At 57.7% G+C, this 15,126-nt stretch carries 16 protein-coding genes; 8 read left to right on the top strand and 8 right to left on the bottom strand.

What is annotated here, in order from left to right; translation table 11 throughout:
• Positions 1-140: 140 nt before the first annotated feature.
• The 6 genes from fabG to yceD are packed head-to-tail and all read right to left on the bottom strand — an operon-like array spanning position 141 to position 4,546.
• Positions 141-875, bottom strand: coding sequence for a 3-oxoacyl-ACP reductase FabG (gene fabG / locus HWW83_RS03195; protein ID WP_004928729.1), 735 nt, complete (start codon positions 873-875; stop codon positions 141-143).
• Positions 876-886: 11 nt separating this feature from the next.
• The gene (gene fabD, locus HWW83_RS03190; RefSeq protein ID WP_033642684.1) at positions 887-1,816 is read right to left on the bottom strand and encodes an ACP S-malonyltransferase; all 930 of its coding nucleotides are present in this window, start codon (positions 1,814-1,816) and stop codon (positions 887-889) included.
• Positions 1,817-1,834: 18 nt separating this feature from the next.
• The gene (locus HWW83_RS03185; RefSeq protein ID WP_033642683.1) at positions 1,835-2,788 is read right to left on the bottom strand and encodes a beta-ketoacyl-ACP synthase III; all 954 of its coding nucleotides are present in this window, start codon (positions 2,786-2,788) and stop codon (positions 1,835-1,837) included.
• 6 nt (positions 2,789-2,794) lie between these two features.
• The gene (plsX, locus tag HWW83_RS03180) at positions 2,795-3,829 is read right to left on the bottom strand and encodes a phosphate acyltransferase PlsX (protein ID WP_071841648.1); all 1,035 of its coding nucleotides are present in this window, start codon (positions 3,827-3,829) and stop codon (positions 2,795-2,797) included.
• An 11-nt stretch (positions 3,830-3,840) separates the two neighbouring features.
• The gene (gene rpmF, locus HWW83_RS03175) at positions 3,841-4,008 is read right to left on the bottom strand and encodes a 50S ribosomal protein L32 (RefSeq protein WP_004927778.1); all 168 of its coding nucleotides are present in this window, start codon (positions 4,006-4,008) and stop codon (positions 3,841-3,843) included.
• Positions 4,009-4,024: 16 nt separating this feature from the next.
• Positions 4,025-4,546 (bottom strand): 23S rRNA accumulation protein YceD, encoded by a 522-nt coding sequence (yceD, locus tag HWW83_RS03170; RefSeq protein WP_004927780.1) that lies wholly within the window; start codon positions 4,544-4,546, stop codon positions 4,025-4,027.
• Between the two features lie 141 nt (positions 4,547-4,687).
• Between yceD and HWW83_RS03165 the strand changes: the two genes are divergently transcribed.
• Positions 4,688-5,269: a Maf family protein gene (locus HWW83_RS03165; protein ID WP_176588977.1), complete on the top strand. Its 582-nt coding sequence runs from the start codon at positions 4,688-4,690 to the stop codon at positions 5,267-5,269.
• Between the two features lie 6 nt (positions 5,270-5,275).
• On the opposite strand, the gene rluC is transcribed toward HWW83_RS03165, so the two are convergent.
• Positions 5,276-6,235 (bottom strand): 23S rRNA pseudouridine(955/2504/2580) synthase RluC, encoded by a 960-nt coding sequence (gene rluC / locus HWW83_RS03160; protein ID WP_149542831.1) that lies wholly within the window; start codon positions 6,233-6,235, stop codon positions 5,276-5,278.
• Positions 6,236-6,787: 552 nt separating this feature from the next.
• Here rluC and rne point away from each other — a divergent pair.
• The gene (gene rne / locus HWW83_RS03155; protein ID WP_176588976.1) at positions 6,788-10,156 is read left to right on the top strand and encodes a ribonuclease E; all 3,369 of its coding nucleotides are present in this window, start codon (positions 6,788-6,790) and stop codon (positions 10,154-10,156) included.
• A gap of 60 nt (positions 10,157-10,216) precedes the next feature.
• Here rne and HWW83_RS03150 read toward each other — a convergent pair whose 3' ends face one another.
• Positions 10,217-10,504, bottom strand: a complete 288-nt coding sequence (locus tag HWW83_RS03150; RefSeq protein ID WP_025302406.1) for a putative quinol monooxygenase — start codon at positions 10,502-10,504, stop codon at positions 10,217-10,219.
• A 213-nt stretch (positions 10,505-10,717) separates the two neighbouring features.
• Between HWW83_RS03150 and pyrC the strand changes: the two genes are divergently transcribed.
• From pyrC to HWW83_RS03120, 6 genes are all read left to right on the top strand, one after another.
• Complete coding sequence (gene pyrC, locus HWW83_RS03145) at positions 10,718-11,764, top strand: dihydroorotase (protein ID WP_033642678.1); 1,047 nt, start codon at positions 10,718-10,720, stop codon at positions 11,762-11,764.
• Positions 11,765-11,839: 75 nt separating this feature from the next.
• Positions 11,840-12,079 (top strand): DNA damage-inducible protein I, encoded by a 240-nt coding sequence (dinI, locus tag HWW83_RS03140; RefSeq protein ID WP_033642677.1) that lies wholly within the window; start codon positions 11,840-11,842, stop codon positions 12,077-12,079.
• Positions 12,080-12,209: 130 nt separating this feature from the next.
• A complete protein-coding gene (locus HWW83_RS03135; protein WP_033642676.1) occupies positions 12,210-12,491 on the top strand; it encodes a hypothetical protein in 282 nt (93 codons plus the stop codon).
• 199 nt (positions 12,492-12,690) lie between these two features.
• Entirely contained in the window at positions 12,691-12,945 is a 255-nt protein-coding gene (gene bssS / locus HWW83_RS03130) for a biofilm formation regulator BssS (protein WP_004927812.1), read from the top strand.
• A gap of 139 nt (positions 12,946-13,084) precedes the next feature.
• A complete protein-coding gene (solA, locus tag HWW83_RS03125) occupies positions 13,085-14,200 on the top strand; it encodes an N-methyl-L-tryptophan oxidase (protein ID WP_060659670.1) in 1,116 nt (371 codons plus the stop codon).
• A 216-nt stretch (positions 14,201-14,416) separates the two neighbouring features.
• Positions 14,417-15,043 (top strand): LuxR C-terminal-related transcriptional regulator, encoded by a 627-nt coding sequence (locus tag HWW83_RS03120; RefSeq protein ID WP_033642674.1) that lies wholly within the window; start codon positions 14,417-14,419, stop codon positions 15,041-15,043.
• Positions 15,044-15,126: the final 83 nt, after the last annotated feature.

The raw sequence follows: 15,126 nt of genomic DNA, 5'->3' as shown, positions 1-15,126 counted from the left end.
TATCAAAACTCGCTTTCGCGATGGTTTTCGTAGTGTATAAAATGCTGAAAAAGATGCAACTAAATCCCGGCTGGTCAAACCACGATTTTACGCTATTTTGCGGTTTTTGCCTCAAATAACGCAAATGGTTTTCACATTTTTTAAATCATGTACATGCCGCCATTGACATGTAACGTTTCACCGGTGATATAGCCGGCCTCATCAGAGGCCAAAAATGCAACAGCGCTGGCGATTTCTTTAGCATCGCCCAGCCGGTTGGCTGGAACTGATGACAAAATGCCTGCGCGTTGATCATCTGTCAACGCCCGTGTCATGTCCGTCTCAATAAAGCCAGGTGCCACGACGTTGACCGTAATGCCACGAGAAGCAACTTCACGTGCCAAAGATTTGCTAAAACCAATCAGACCGGCTTTAGCCGCCGCGTAGTTCGCCTGCCCTGCGTTCCCCATGGTGCCGACAACGGAACCGATGGTGATGATACGGCCAAACCGCTTTTTCATCATAGCGCGCATTACCGCTTTTGACAGGCGGAATACGGAAGTCAGGTTAGTGTCGAGGATATCCTCCCACTCATCATCCTTCATACGCATCAGCAGGTTATCACGCGTAATGCCGGCATTATTCACTAAAATGTCGATTTCGCCAAATTCGGCGCGAATCGATGCCAGCACGCTGTCGATAGATTGCGCATCAACAACGTTCAACATAAACCCTTTGCCGTTTGCGCCCAGGTAGCCGCTGATCGCTTCAGCGCCGCTCTCGCTGGTCGCGGTGCCGATCACTTTGGCGCCGCGGGCCACAAACGTTTCTGCAATAGCTCGGCCAATACCGCGGCTCGCGCCGGTGACCAGAACGATTTTACCTTCGAAGCTCATCATTTTCCTCTTTATTGTTCAAGCGCCGCCGACAGGCTGGCGGTGTCGTTCACCGCCGCAGCCGTCAGGGTGTCAACAATACGTTTAGTGAGACCGGTCAGCACTTTGCCCGGCCCCACTTCCAGCAGCGACGTCACTCCCTGTGCTGCGATAAATTCTACGCTCTCGGTCCAACGCACCGGGCTGTACAGCTGACGCACCAGCGCACTGCGGATCGCTTCAGGATCGTTTTCGGTGCGTACGTCGACGTTGTTCACCACCGGCACCTGCGGCGCGTTAAAGGTGATGTCCTTCAGCGCCACGGCCAACTTGTCGGCGGCCGGTTTCATCAGCGCGCAGTGCGAAGGCACGCTCACCGGTAGCGGCAGTGCACGTTTGGCGCCCGCCGCTTTACAGGCGGCGCCTGCACGTTCCACCGCTTCTTTATTGCCGGCGATAACCACCTGGCCCGGCGAGTTGAAGTTGACCGGAGAAACCACCTGTCCCTGCGCGGACTCTTCGCACGCCTTGGCGATCGCGTCGTTGTCCAGGCCGATGATGGCGTACATAGCGCCGGTGCCTTCCGGCACCGCTTCCTGCATCAGCTTGCCGCGCAGCTCGACCAGGCGGATCGCCGCCTTGAAGTCCAGCACGCCGGCGCAGACCAGCGCCGAGTATTCGCCCAGGCTGTGGCCAGCCATCAATGCGGGCGCTTTACCGCCCTGCTGCTGCCACACGCGGAAAATCGCCACGGAAGCCGCCAGCAGAGCCGGTTGGGTCTGCCAGGTCTTGTTCAGCTCTTCCGCCGGGCCTTGCTGCACCAGCTGCCACAGATCGTAACCCAGCGCGGAAGAGGCCTCGCCGAAAGTCTCTTCGACGATCGGGAACTGTGCGGCCAATTCGGCCAGCATGCCAACGGCCTGTGACCCCTGGCCCGGGAAAACAAAAGCAAATTGCGTCATTTTTTATTCCTGTTCAAATCAGAAACGAACCAGCGCCGAGCCCCAGGTAAAGCCGCCGCCGAAGGCTTCCAGCAGCACCAGCTGGCCACGCTGAATTCGCCCGTCTCGCACGGCTTCGTCCAGTGCGGAAGGCACCGAGGCGGCAGAGGTGTTGCCGTGACGATCGAGCGTCACCACCACTTTGTCCATCCCCATGCCCAGTTTTTTCGCCGTTGCGCTGATGATGCGCAGGTTGGCCTGGTGCGGCACCAGCCAATCCAGCTCGCTGCGGTCCATGTTGTTGGCCTGCAACGTCTCATCGACGATGCGCGCCAGTTCGGTGACCGCAACCTTGAAGACTTCATTGCCCGCCATGGTGACATAGGCCGGCTTGTCTTGATTCTGACGATCCTTGTAAGGCAGCGTCAGCAGGCTGCCGTAGCTGCCGTCGGCATGCAGGTGGGTAGACAGAATGCCCTGCTCTTCAGAAGCCCCCAGCACCACCGCCCCTGCGCCATCACCAAACAGAATGATGGTGCCGCGATCTTCAGGATCCAGCGTGCGCGACAAGACGTCCGCGCCGATAACCAGCGCATGTTTGACCGCGCCGTTTTTCACGTACTGATCGGCCACGCTGAGCGCATAAGTAAAGCCGGCGCAGGCCGCAGCCAGGTCGAACGCCGCGCAGTCTTTGATGCCCAACATTTGCTGCACCAGGCACGCCGCACTCGGGAACGCGTGAGTCGTCGTGGTGGTCGCCACGACGATAAGCCCAATGTCTTCTTTAGCCACACCTGCCATTTCCAGCGCTTTCTCAGCGGCCTGGAAGCTCATCGTCGCGACGGTTTCATCCGCAGCGGCGATGCGACGTTCGCGAATACCGGTACGCGTGACGATCCACTCGTCAGAGGTATCCACCATTTTTTCCAAATCAGCATTGGTGCGCACTTGTACGGGCAAATAACTCCCCGTACCGAGAATCTTTGTATACATGTACGATCAGTCACTCTTAGGTAATACAGCCTCAAGGCGCGCAGCAATCCTTTCCGGGACTTGCCGCTGCACCGCCTGCACAGCCTGTTCGATTGCGACTGCAAACGCGTGAGGGTTCGCAGCGCCGTGGCTCTTGACTACGGTGCTGCGCAATCCTAACAGACATGCGCCATTATACTGGTCGGGGTTCAGGTGGCCGAACCGCTTGACCACCCGTTTTTGCAACCAACGGCCCAACAATTTCAGCCACCAGGCTCGCTTGTTTCCATCGCCGGACGATTTCAGCAGCGATAAGAACACCCTGACCACCCCTTCCATGGTTTTCAGCGTGACGTTGCCCACGAAGCCGTCGCAGACCAACACATCGGTCTTGCCGGTGAGCAGTTCGTTTCCTTCCAGGTAACCAATATAGTTGATTGCCGGAGTATTTTTTAGCACAGCGGCCGCTTCGCGGATATTATCCAGGCCTTTGGTCTCTTCTTCGCCGATATTCAGCAGCGCCACCCGCGGTTGCGCAATGCCGATCACCTCTTCCGCCATCACCGCGCCCATCACGGCAAACTGCACCAGCATGGTGCTGTCGCACTCGACGTTGGCGCCCAGATCCAGCACCACGGTTTTGCTGCGCTGCTGGTTCGGGATCACCGTCATCAGCGCCGGGCGCTCAATGCCCTCCAACGGCTTGACCAACAGCTTCGCCAATCCCATCAGCGCGCCGGTATTGCCGGCGCTGACGCAGCCCTGCGCGTTGCCGCTGCTGAGCTGTTCGAGCGCAATGCGCATCGACGTGCCGCGGCTGGCGCGTATCGCTTGTGAGGGTTTGGCGTCGCCGGCGATCACAGACTCGGCGGGCACGACTTGCAGACGCTCCAGAAGAACCGGATCGGCGTGGGCAAGCAAAGGGGAGATGGCGTCGGGATTACCGACCAGCAAGAGATGAAGCTGTAAATTAGAGGCCAGTGCCTGCAACGAAGCAGGCACTGTGACGCAGGGACCGAAGTCCCCGCCCATTGCATCTAACGCCAGGGTTAGACGAGTCAAGGTATCGCTACTTAGCCGATAACCTTGCGACCGCGGTAGAAACCGTCGGCAGTGATGTGGTGACGACGGTGAGTTTCACCGGATACTTTGTCTACAGACAGAGTAGTCGTGGTCAGAGCATCGTGAGAACGACGCATGCCACGCTTGGAACGGGTTGGTTTATTCTGTTGTACGGCCATGGACCTTACTCCTCAATTACTTACGCTTTAAACTGGCTAATACGGCAAACGGATTCGGTTTCTCCGCCTCGGGAGGCAGTTGGCCAAATACCATGTCCGCTTCGGACACTTCACAGTGTTCAGATTCATGTACCGGAACGACAGGCAGTGAAAGAATAATTTCGTCTTCAATCATTGCCAACAGATCGACTTCGCCAAACTCGTCAACTTCGATCGGTTCGTACGCTTCCGGTAATGCCTCAGCCTGCTCATCATTGACGACCGGGCTAAAACAATATGTTGTGTGAACCTGATGTTCGAACGGGACTCCACAGCGTTGGCACATCAACGTTACCGTGACGTCCGCATGCCCTGTTATCACCGCGAGGCGTTGATTGTCGATATTAAACGACAACGACACCTCAACATCACTGTCCACACTGACCACGGAGTCGGCAACACGAGTAACCTGCTCAGGCGCGTAGACACCAGCATAGTCCAGGCGTTTCTGAGCGGTACGTACCGCATCAATGGTCAAGGGTAATTTTACCTTTTGCATAGGGCGCGCATATTAACTTTGTAACGACATAGAGTCAAAGAAAAAGGCCGTAAAACGGCTCCTTTCACCAATATTCGCTTCCACAGCGGCCGACAGTTTAAAATGCCGTACCCATTTACGCTACGGTTTGCGAAAAAAATTATGCAGAGATTGCTTTTAGCCTCCACCTCCCCCTATCGAAAAATGCTGCTGGAGAAGCTGCAGCTGCCGTTCGACTGCGCCGCGCCGGAGGTGGATGAAACCCCATTGCCCGGCGAAAGCGCCGAAGCGCTGGTGCTGCGCCTGGCGGCGGCGAAGGCTCAGGCACTGGCCCTCGCCTATCCCGAGCATCTGATCATCGGTTCCGATCAGGTCTGCGTGATAGATGGCAGCATCACCGGCAAGCCCCATACCGAGGAGAACGCACGGGCACAGCTGCGCCAGGCCAGCGGCCAGGCCGTGACCTTCTATACTGGCCTGGCGCTGTACAACGGCCGCAGCAAGCAGCTGCAGGCCCTGTGCGAGCCTTTCCACGTGCATTTTCGCGCGCTGAGCGAAGCGGAGATCGCCGCCTATGTGCGTCTGGAGCAACCGCTGAACTGCGCGGGCAGTTTCAAGAGCGAGGGGTTGGGGATCGCGTTGTTCGACAGGCTGGAAGGCCGGGATCCGAACGCCCTGATCGGCCTGCCGTTGATCGCGCTGTTGGAGATGTTGCGGGCTGAAGGCATCAACCCGCTGGTGTGACGCGGATTATTTGGCGGCCTGCCGGCGCAGCACTTGCAGGCAATGACGCAGTTCTTCGTCCATCGGCGCTTCGATACGCATCGTTTCGCCGGTGGCCGGATGCTCGAAGCGCAGCGCCGCAGCGTGCAGGAACAGACGCTTCAGGCCGGTACCCGCCAGTTGACGATCGAACTCGCGGTCGCCATAGCGATCGTCAAAGGCGATCGGATGCCCGGCATGCAGGGTGTGCACGCGGATCTGGTGGGTACGCCCGGTGATTGGGCTGGCCTTCACCAGGGTGGCAAATTCGTAACGCTCCTCCACCTTAAAGCGGGTTTCCGAAGGCTTGCCTTCGCTGTTGACGCGCACGATACGTTCGCCGCTTTGCAGAATGTTTTTCAGCAGCGGCGCCTGTACGACCTTGCAGTGGGACTGCCACTGGCCGCGCACCAGCGCCAGATAATCCTTCTGCATGCCCTTCAGCCGCAGTTGCTCATGCAGCGAACGCAGCGCGGAACGCTTCTTGGCAACCAACAGCACGCCGGAGGTATCGCGATCGAGCCGATGCACCAGCTCCAGGAAACGGGCCTCAGGGCGCAGCGCCCGCAGCCCTTCAATCACGCCGAAGCTCAGGCCGCTGCCGCCGTGCACCGCGGTGCCGGAAGGCTTGTTGAGGATCAGCAGGTGGTCATCTTCATACAGAATGCAGTCGGCCAGCGCCGCCACCTTATCCAGCTTCGCCGACACCGGCGCCTCTTCGCGCTCGGCCACGCGCACCGGCGGCACGCGCACCACGTCGCCGGCCGCCAATTTGTATTCGACCTTGATGCGCCCTTTATTAACCCGCACCTCGCCTTTGCGCACGATGCGATAAATCATGCTCTTCGGCACGCCTTTCAGGCGAGCGAGCAGAAAGTTGTCGATTCTCTGACCGGCTTCGTCGTCGGAAATCGTGATGAATTGTACTGCTGGATTGTTCGTTTTCATGGTGCGGGATTCTAAATAGAGCGCGTGAATAGCGCCACATCTTTTTCTGTGCTTAACTGTCTCTCTGACGGCGGGCGAAACCCCAGCGGACAATAAGGCAGCAAGCCGATTTGAACGTTTGCGATTTCTTCCGCAGTTAAGGAAAAGTCACCTTGCTATAACGGCATCAGCAGTGGAATAATGCAGTCACTTTCCGCGTTGATTCTCGTTAAACAGGGAAAACGGTGGAATTATAAAATTTGTCTGATCGCGCAAAAACGCAGCAATGGCGTAAGACGTAATGCGAAATCAAACAATTAGCGGGCTGCGGGTTGCAGCTTGGCCGGCAAATGGAATCAGATCTGTCGACGTAAATCAGAGGCTATTCCCCTAGTAAAAGTGCTGTCTTTCACAAAGAAAAGCAGGCTTACCGAGATAATGCGCCCCTATGCAGGCGACAACCGTGAGGTTGACGGCTTTGCGAGAAGACACGGGGCTTTCGGTTTAACTCCGGCCATGAGGTTATTTTGCCCGCAGCTTTGTCGATAATGTAAAAATAACGAGTAAGTTAAGATGAAAAGAATGTTGATTAACGCAACTCAGCAGGAAGAGTTGCGTGTTGCCCTCGTAGATGGACAGCGGCTGTATGATTTGGATATCGAAAGTCCGGGTCATGAGCAGAAAAAAGCGAATATTTACAAAGGCAAAATCACCCGCATTGAACCAAGTCTTGAAGCAGCGTTCGTGGACTACGGCGCAGAACGACATGGTTTCCTCCCTCTTAAAGAAATCGCCCGCGAATACTTTCCTAGCAATTACTCTTCCCATGGCCGCCCGAACATCAAAGATGTCCTGCGCGAAGGCCAGGAAGTCATCGTTCAGGTAGACAAAGAAGAACGTGGCAACAAAGGCGCCGCCTTGACCACCTTCATCAGCCTGGCGGGCAGCTATCTGGTGCTGATGCCGAACAACCCGCGCGCCGGCGGTATTTCTCGCCGCATCGAGGGTGACGATCGCACCGAGCTGAAAGAAGCGCTCTCTTCGCTGCAACTGCCGGACGGCATGGGCCTGATCGTTCGCACCGCGGGCGTAGGCAAATCCGCCGACGCGCTGCAGTGGGATCTCTCCTTCCGCCTGAAGCACTGGGAAGCGATTAAAAAAGCCGCCGAAGGCCGCCCTGCGCCGTTCCTGATCCACCAGGAAAGCAACGTTATCGTGCGCGCCTTCCGCGATTACCTGCGCCCGGACATCGGCGAAATCCTGATCGACAACCCGAAAATTCTCGATCTGGCCAAAGAGCATATCGCCGCGCTGGGCCGCCCGGATTTCAGCAGCAAAATCAAACTGTACAGCGGTGAAATTCCTCTGTTCAGCCACTATCAGATCGAATCGCAGATCGAATCCGCCTTCCAGCGCGAAGTGCGCCTGCCGTCCGGCGGCTCGATCGTCATCGACAGCACCGAAGCGCTGACCGCCATCGACATCAACTCCGCACGCGCAACCCGCGGCGGCGATATCGAAGAGACGGCGTTCAACACCAACCTGGAAGCGGCGGACGAAATCGCTCGCCAGCTGCGCCTGCGCGATCTCGGCGGCCTGATCGTCATCGACTTCATCGACATGACGCCGGTGCGCCACCAGCGCGAAGTGGAAAACCGCTTGCGCGACGCCGTGCGTCAAGACCGCGCGCGCATCCAAATCGGCCGCATCTCCCGTTTCGGCCTGCTGGAAATGTCGCGTCAGCGCCTCAGCCCGTCGCTGGGTGAATCCAGCCACCACGTGTGCCCACGCTGTAACGGCACCGGCACCATCCGCGACAACGAATCGCTGGCGCTGTCCATCCTGCGCCTGATCGAAGAAGAAGCGCTGAAGGAAAACACCAAAGAAGTTCACGCTATCGTACCGGTTCAGGTCGCTTCGTACCTGCTGAACGAAAAGCGTGAATCCGTCAGCGCGATCGAAAAACGTCAGGGTGGCGTGAAAGCCGTCATCGTGCCGAACGATGAAATGCAAACCCCGCACTACTCGGTGCTGCGCGTACGCAAGGGCGAGGAAACATCTACCCTCAGCTACCTGCTGCCGAAACTGCACGAAGAAGACATGGAGCGTCCGCTGGAAGATGCGCCGATGGAACGCAAGCGTCCGGAGCAACCGGCCCTGGCTTCCTTCTCCCTGTCCGCCGATGTGCCGCCGCCGGCTGAAGAACCCGTCGCCGTTGCCAAACCTGTCGCTGCAGCCGCCAAGGCTAAAGCCGCAGCGCCGGCCGCCGCCAAGCCGGGCTTCCTGGGCCGCCTGTTCGGTGGTTTGAAGAGCCTGTTCGCCGGTGAAGAGCAACCTGCCGTCGAAGAAGCCAAACCGGCCGAAACGCCGAAGGCGGAAGGCAACGGTGAAAACCGTCGTCAGGATCGTCGCGGTCAGCGCCGTCAAGGCACCGGCCGTAAAGAGCGCGGTGAGCGTAGCGACCGTGGCGATCGTCCGGAACGCGGCGAACGTAAAGAGCGCGGTGAAGGCCGTGACAATCGCGAACGCGACAACCGTGAACCGCGTGAGAACCGTGAAGGCCGTGAATCGCGTGAATCCCGCGATGAACAGCGCCGTAACCGCCGCAACCAGCAGCAGAACGCGCCGGTAGCGGAGGAAACTGCCTCGGAAGAAAGCGCTAAAGCGCCGCGCGAAGATCAGCAGCAGCGCCGTGAACAGCGTGCTGAACGCCAGCGTCGTCGTCAGGAAGAGAAACGCCAGGCTCAGCAGGAAGTGAAAGCGCTGGAAAGCGTTGACGCGGTCGAGAGCACCGACGAAGAGCAGGAAGAACGCCAGCAGCAGAACATGCAGCGCCGTCAGCGCCGCCCTCTGACGCAGAAAGTGCGCATCCTGTCCGCGGAAGAAGAGCTGCAGCGCGCAGCGGAAGAGCTGTTGGCGCCGAAAGCGCCGGTAGCGAAAGCCGAAGATGCGCAGCCAACCGCCGACGACAGCGTGAAGCTGCTACCGGAAACCGTTGCCGCTCAGGCGGAAGACGATGCCCAGGGCGAAAACCGCGGCAACGGCGAAGGCATGCCGCGTCGTTCCCGTCGTTCACCGCGTCACCTGCGCGTCAGCGGCCAGCGTCGCCGTCGTTACCGCGACGAGCGTTACCCTCTGCAATCCCCAATGCCGTTGGTGGGCGCGTTCGCTTCTCCGGAAATGGCATCAGGCAAAGTCTGGGTAAGCTACCCGGTCGCTCAGGTTGAAGAAGCCGAAGTGCAAACCGAAGCCGTAGAGCAGGCGCCGGTTGTCGCCGCAGCGGTTGAACAGCACAGCGTTGCCGTGGAAGAAACTCAGGCCGCGGCCAGCGTCAACGAACCGGCACCAGAAGCCGCCGTTGAAACTGCCGCCGTCACCGTAACGGAAGAAGCGGCAGTCGTAGCGCCGGTTGTTGCCACCCCGGCCGAGGAAACTCCGGCGCCGGTGGAAACCGCCCCGGCAACGGTTGCGGTTGAAGAACCGAAAGCGGAAGAGACTGCCCCTGCAGTGGAAGTTGAGCCGGTAGCTGAAACCGTTGCGGCAGAGCCAGTGGTTGAAGCTAAGCCAGCGGAAGACGAGCCTGTGGTCGAAACTGCACCGGTAGAAGCCGCACCTACGGAAGAAGCGCCAGTGGTAGAAGCCGCACCTGCAGCGGCAGCCGCTCCGGTAGAAAAAGCGCCGGAACCAACGGCCGCCGAAACTGCGCCTGCGGTTGCTCAGCAGCCGGCACCGGTGAAAGCCGTGCAGGACGCGCTGTACAAACACATCGCCACTGCACCGATGACCAAAGCGCCTGCGCCGGCCTATGTGCCGGAAGAACGCAAGCACAGCGACTGGCAGCGCCCTTCCTTCAACTTTGAAGGCAAAGGTTCAGCCGGTGGTCACTCGGCAGTGAGCCAGGCCACCGCGCCGGCCACCAAGCCGCAGCCGGTTAACGAATAAGTTAATCTGCACACCTAAAAAAACCCGCCGACGGCGGGTTTTTTCTTGCCTGCAAAAAGCTCAGGCGATCTTTTTCAGTTTTTTGATGTCCAGAACATCTAACTTGCCGTCAAGTCGACTGACGAACTGCTGAAAATGCGCCGTCTCATTATGCTTATCCAGCGCTTCGCTGCTGGCCCAACGCTCAAAGAACACGAAGGTGCCCGGTTTTTCCAGATCGCGATGCAAATCATATTGCAGGTTGCCCAGCTCCTGGCGGCTCGGCTCGAGAATGTCGTGCACCGCTTCACTGACTGCGGCCTCAAATCCCGCTTTCGCTTGCAGGGTGGCGATAACGCGTACTTCCATTGTTTTCTCCCTTTCCACTTGATGAAAGTCGACGGTATTGGCGTCGGCATCGTTGAAATCATTGTCACTATGCGCCTGCTGCGCCGTTGATTTCAACTTGTCGCCAACAAACAGATGCATCTGCGGCACTTTCCGCTTATCCTTACACCCCGGCGTGAATAAACCCATTATTCGCTTTTCATTAGACGTATTTGACCGCCGGAGCCTAGCTAGATGACCGCACAACCTCAAGTTCTGAAAATCCGCCGCCCAGACGACTGGCATATCCACCTGCGTGACGATGAGATGCTGAAAACGGTGGTGCCCTATACCAGCCAGGTATTTGGCCGGGCGATCGTGATGCCGAACCTGGTTCCGCCCGTGACTACCGTGGCCGCCGCGCGCGCCTACCGCGATCGGATTCTGGCGGCGGTGCCGCAGGGTCACAACTTCACTCCGCTGATGACCTGTTACCTGACCAACTCTCTGGCGGCCAGTGAACTGGTCAGCGGTTTCGAGCAAGGGGTGTTTACCGCCGCCAAGCTGTATCCGGCCAACGCCACCACCAACTCCAGCCACGGCGTCAGCGACGTGACCGGCATTTACCCGCTGTTCGAGCAAATGCAAAAAATCGGCATGCCGCTGCTGATCCACGGTGAAGTGACCGATCCTGCCGTCGATATTTTCGACCGCGAGGCGCGCTTTATCGAACAGGTGATGGAGCCTATCCGCCGTCACTTCCCGGAACTGAAAATCGTCTTCGAACACATCACCACCAAAGAAGCGGCGCAGTACGTGCAGGCAGGCAACCGTTTCCTCGGCGCCACCATCACCCCGCAGCACCTGATGTTCAACCGCAACCACATGCTGGTCGGCGGCATTCGCCCACACCTGTTCTGCCTGCCGATCCTCAAGCGCAACGTCCATCAGGAAGCGCTGCGTCAGGCGGTGGCCAGCGGCTCGGACCGTTTCTTCCTCGGCACCGACTCGGCGCCGCACCTCAAGCATCGCAAAGAGTCCAGCTGCGGCTGCGCCGGCTGCTTCAATGCGCCGAATGCGATCCCGGCTTACGCTGCCGTCTTCGAACAGCTCGGCGCGCTGGAGCACTTCGAGGCCTTCTGCTCGCTCAACGGCCCACGCTTCTATGGCCTGCCGATCAACGAAGATTTCATCGAACTGCAGCGCGTGCCGACCACCCAGCCGGAAGAGATCGCCCTGGGCAATGAATCCGTGATCCCATTCCTGGCCGGCGAAACCCTGAACTGGTCGCTGAAAGGCTGATATTTTTGCTTCGCCCTCTTGCCCTCGCTTACGGTTAACTGTATAAATAAACAGTAAATCGCTTCGGGGGCAATTATGCGTGTTGAAGTCACTATAGATAAAACCCGGCCGCTGCCGTCGGGCGCCATTGAGGCGCTGACCGGCGAGCTGGGCAAACGGGTCAATCGCCAGTTTCCAGACGCCGTCGTGCACGTCCGTTATGCCGGCGCCAACGGGCTCTCCGTGCTGGGGGGCGCCAAAATCGACCGGGATCTGATTGAGGAAATCCTTCAGGAAACCTGGGAAAGCGCGGACGAATGGTTCAGCGCAGAATAACACTGCAATGCTGTTTTTGCCGGGGGTCGCTCTCCGGCTTTTTTGTTTCTGGCGCCCTGCCCATTCATCGCTTACCCTTACTCTGGAACCAAATCCGCCTCAGCGCTGTATTTAACGCAAAGGAGTAAGCATGGCCCCGGACAAGGTGAAATCCGAAGACGCAATGACGTTTGGCGAATTGCTGGCGCTGATTGCCGATCAGAAAAGACGCTTGAACGTACTGGAAGTGGCCTTCTCTTACCTGGCCTTCAGCCTGGATGACAAAGCCAACCAACGGCTGATCCACAGCCTGAGGCTGGAATCGCAAAGCCAGAATCGCGACACCGAAACGCAGAAACATTTCGCGCACTTGGCAGAAGAACTGGAAAAATGTCTGCACGGCTCCGCCCCACCCACCGGCGGCGCGGAATAACGCCACAGGCTTTACTCATCGCGCGTTCGCACCCGAATTTGTAGAATAATTGTTCAAATAAATATTTATTTTGCAATTTTAGGTGACAACCCCTCCACCGATGAAAGCGGATGCGTATACTGTAATTGCTCTCATGATGATGAGCCGCATTGATCCTCGTTAGTCACTCACGGTAGTTACTACTCAATAAGGGGTCTTTATGGACAGAAATGATGAAGTAATTCAGACGCACCCGCTTGTCGGTTGGGATATCAGTACTGTCGACGTTTACGACGCCATGATGATACGCCTTCATTACCTGTCTTCACTAGACCAAACGCCCGAAGAAGCCCAAGTAGACCGAACGCTTTGGCTGACCACAGATGTCGCCCGTCAATTAATCAATATCTTAGAGGCCGGCATCGCCAAGATTGAAGCTACGGATTACCAGGATCTTGATCGCAGAAAACATTGATTCATCGTCTCCTACCCCCTAAGGCGCCGCGACCTTTCCCGGCGCCTTTTCTTCGCCTTTCGCCGTTCAATCAGTGCATTGCGTCCGCCAACCTTTTATCATGGGGGCATAAGAAATCGCTATCAGAGAGGGTTGGCACGTGGAATATGATTTGATTGTGGTGGGCAGCGGTTCCGTCGGCGCGGCGGCAGGCTATTATGCCACGCGAGCCGGCTTGAAAGTGCTGATGATCGACAGCGCTATCCCTCCGCACCGAAACGGCAGCCATCACGGCGATACCCGCATTATCCGTCACGCTTACGGCGAAGGCGAAAAGTACGTGCCGCTGGTGCTGCGCGCACAGGCGCTGTGGAATGCGCTGATTCAACAATCCGGCGAGGAACTGTTCCAGTCGTGCGGCGTGCTCAACCTGGGGCCACAGCACTCCGAATTCATTCGCAATGCGCAGCTCAGCGCGCAAAAATTCCGCCTGAACGCGCAAACCCTCAGCGCCGAACAGATCAATCAGCGCTGGCCAGAATTCCGAGCACCGGAAGGCTATGTCGGCGTATTCGAGCCAGACGCGGGGTTCCTGCGTGCCGAGCTGGCGATAACCAGCCTGATCAAGCTGGCGAAAGAAGCCGGCTGCAGCCAGCTGTTCAACTGCCCGGTCAACGCGGTAGAACCCATCGATGGCGGCGTTGAGGTCATCACCGGCGAAGGGCGTTTCACGGCGCGAAAAGCGGTGATCGCCGCCGGCACCTGGGTCAAAGCGCTGTTGCCGCAACTGCCGATCGCGCCACTGCGCAAAGTCTTCTCCTGGCATCAGGCAGATGGCCGCTACAGCGTGAACAATCGTTTCCCGGCCTTTACCGTCGAAGCGCAAGACGGCACGCACTATTACGGTTTTCCGGCGGATAACGACGGCCTGAAAGTGGGCAAACACGACGGCGGCCAGCCGATGGATGCCCCCGAGCAGCGCAAACCCTTCGGCAGCTACGCCAGCGACGGCACGGAAGTTTTCTCCTTCCTGCGGCAATTTTTGCCGGGTGTAGGCGTATGTTTACACGGTGAAGCCTGCAGCTATGATATGAGCCCCGACGAAGACTTTATTATCGATACCCTGCCGGATTGCGATCGCCTGATGGTCATCAGCGGATTGAGCGGCCACGGCTTCAAGTTCGCCAGTGCACTGGGCGAGATCGCCGCGTTGTTCGCGCAGGACAAAGCGCCGCCGGTTGACGTCTCAAGCTTTGGTCTGAAACGATTTAGCTGACCGAAGGATTTCGCTGTCCAAGTCCCCCTCAGGCACTGGACAGCGAAATTTGGCGGTTACAATTTGTTAACCTGCTAACTCTTTTAAATACCAAGTAAAAATCCTGATAACGGAAATTTCTTATATTCAGCAGTTGAATTTCCGAATTGAACACTTGCAGTGTAAGTCCTATTTTACAGAAGATATGCTCCATCGGCTTTCAACAAGGACGTCACCATGAAACTACTTGTCGTGGACGAATGCTGCTTCACCCGGGTCGGTATAGCCAGCTACTTTGCTGATAGTGGGATCACGACGATCAAGTGCTGCCACAGCATTGAATACGCTACATCGCTGTTGGCCAGCTTTCAGCCGAGCCACATTCTGGTGAACCTCAGCAACCAATGCCGCTATAACGAAGCGGACGCGCAACTGCAGGCCTTTATGGAAGCCAGCCAGTCCGCCTTGCTATTTATCTATCTCGACACACCTTACCCTTACAGCGAAGCGCCAATGCGCATCGCCGATAACGCTTTTCTGTTCAATAAAAGCATTCTGCCGCTCACCTTACGCACGCTGCGCGAGAATCCGCTGGCGCTGGCCGATGACGGCGAAGAGCGTTCCCTGTTCAGCCCGCAGGAGCTGACGGTAATGAAGTATTGGATGGCAGAGATGCCTAACTACCGCATTGCGAAAAAACTGCAGATCAGCTCCCATACGGTCTATGTGCACAAGCGTCACATCACGGAAAAGATCAACGCGCGCAACCGGCTGGAGTTTTACTCGCTGTATAACGTGCTGCGCTATTTCTACCCGCCGAGCACGCCGGCGAATTCAACGCCGCTGGCGCTGTTGGCCGTGTAACCTCAAGCCTGCGATAACGCAGGCTTTTTTATCGTCACTTTCCCGCCCCTCACGCGCGGCGCGCTATAAATGACGCCGAGAAA

This window comes from Serratia ureilytica, from assembly GCF_013375155.1.
GTDB lineage: Bacteria > Pseudomonadota > Gammaproteobacteria > Enterobacterales > Enterobacteriaceae > Serratia > Serratia ureilytica.
This window is presented reverse-complemented; position numbering and strand designations above follow the sequence as displayed.

Bases quoted from the DNA above. Each gene is read 5' to 3' on its own strand.
- HWW83_RS03185 (WP_033642683.1), bottom strand. From the start codon at position 2,788: ATGTATACAAAGATTCTCGGTACGGGGAGTTATTTGCCCGTACAAGTG.
- rne (WP_176588976.1), top strand. From the start codon at position 6,788: ATGAAAAGAATGTTGATTAACGCAACTCAGCAGGAAGAGTTGCGTGTT.
- fabG (WP_004928729.1), bottom strand. From the start codon at position 875: ATGAGCTTCGAAGGTAAAATCGTTCTGGTCACCGGCGCGAGCCGCGGT.
- yceD (WP_004927780.1), bottom strand. From the start codon at position 4,546: ATGCAAAAGGTAAAATTACCCTTGACCATTGATGCGGTACGTACCGCT.
- HWW83_RS03150 (WP_025302406.1), bottom strand. From the start codon at position 10,504: ATGGAAGTACGCGTTATCGCCACCCTGCAAGCGAAAGCGGGATTTGAG.
- bssS (WP_004927812.1), top strand. From the start codon at position 12,691: ATGGACAGAAATGATGAAGTAATTCAGACGCACCCGCTTGTCGGTTGG.
- fabD (WP_033642684.1), bottom strand. From the start codon at position 1,816: ATGACGCAATTTGCTTTTGTTTTCCCGGGCCAGGGGTCACAGGCCGTT.
- rluC (WP_149542831.1), bottom strand. From the start codon at position 6,235: ATGAAAACGAACAATCCAGCAGTACAATTCATCACGATTTCCGACGAC.
- pyrC (WP_033642678.1), top strand. From the start codon at position 10,718: ATGACCGCACAACCTCAAGTTCTGAAAATCCGCCGCCCAGACGACTGG.
- HWW83_RS03165 (WP_176588977.1), top strand. From the start codon at position 4,688: ATGCAGAGATTGCTTTTAGCCTCCACCTCCCCCTATCGAAAAATGCTG.
- rpmF (WP_004927778.1), bottom strand. From the start codon at position 4,008: ATGGCCGTACAACAGAATAAACCAACCCGTTCCAAGCGTGGCATGCGT.
- HWW83_RS03120 (WP_033642674.1), top strand. From the start codon at position 14,417: ATGAAACTACTTGTCGTGGACGAATGCTGCTTCACCCGGGTCGGTATA.
- HWW83_RS03135 (WP_033642676.1), top strand. From the start codon at position 12,210: ATGGCCCCGGACAAGGTGAAATCCGAAGACGCAATGACGTTTGGCGAA.
- dinI (WP_033642677.1), top strand. From the start codon at position 11,840: ATGCGTGTTGAAGTCACTATAGATAAAACCCGGCCGCTGCCGTCGGGC.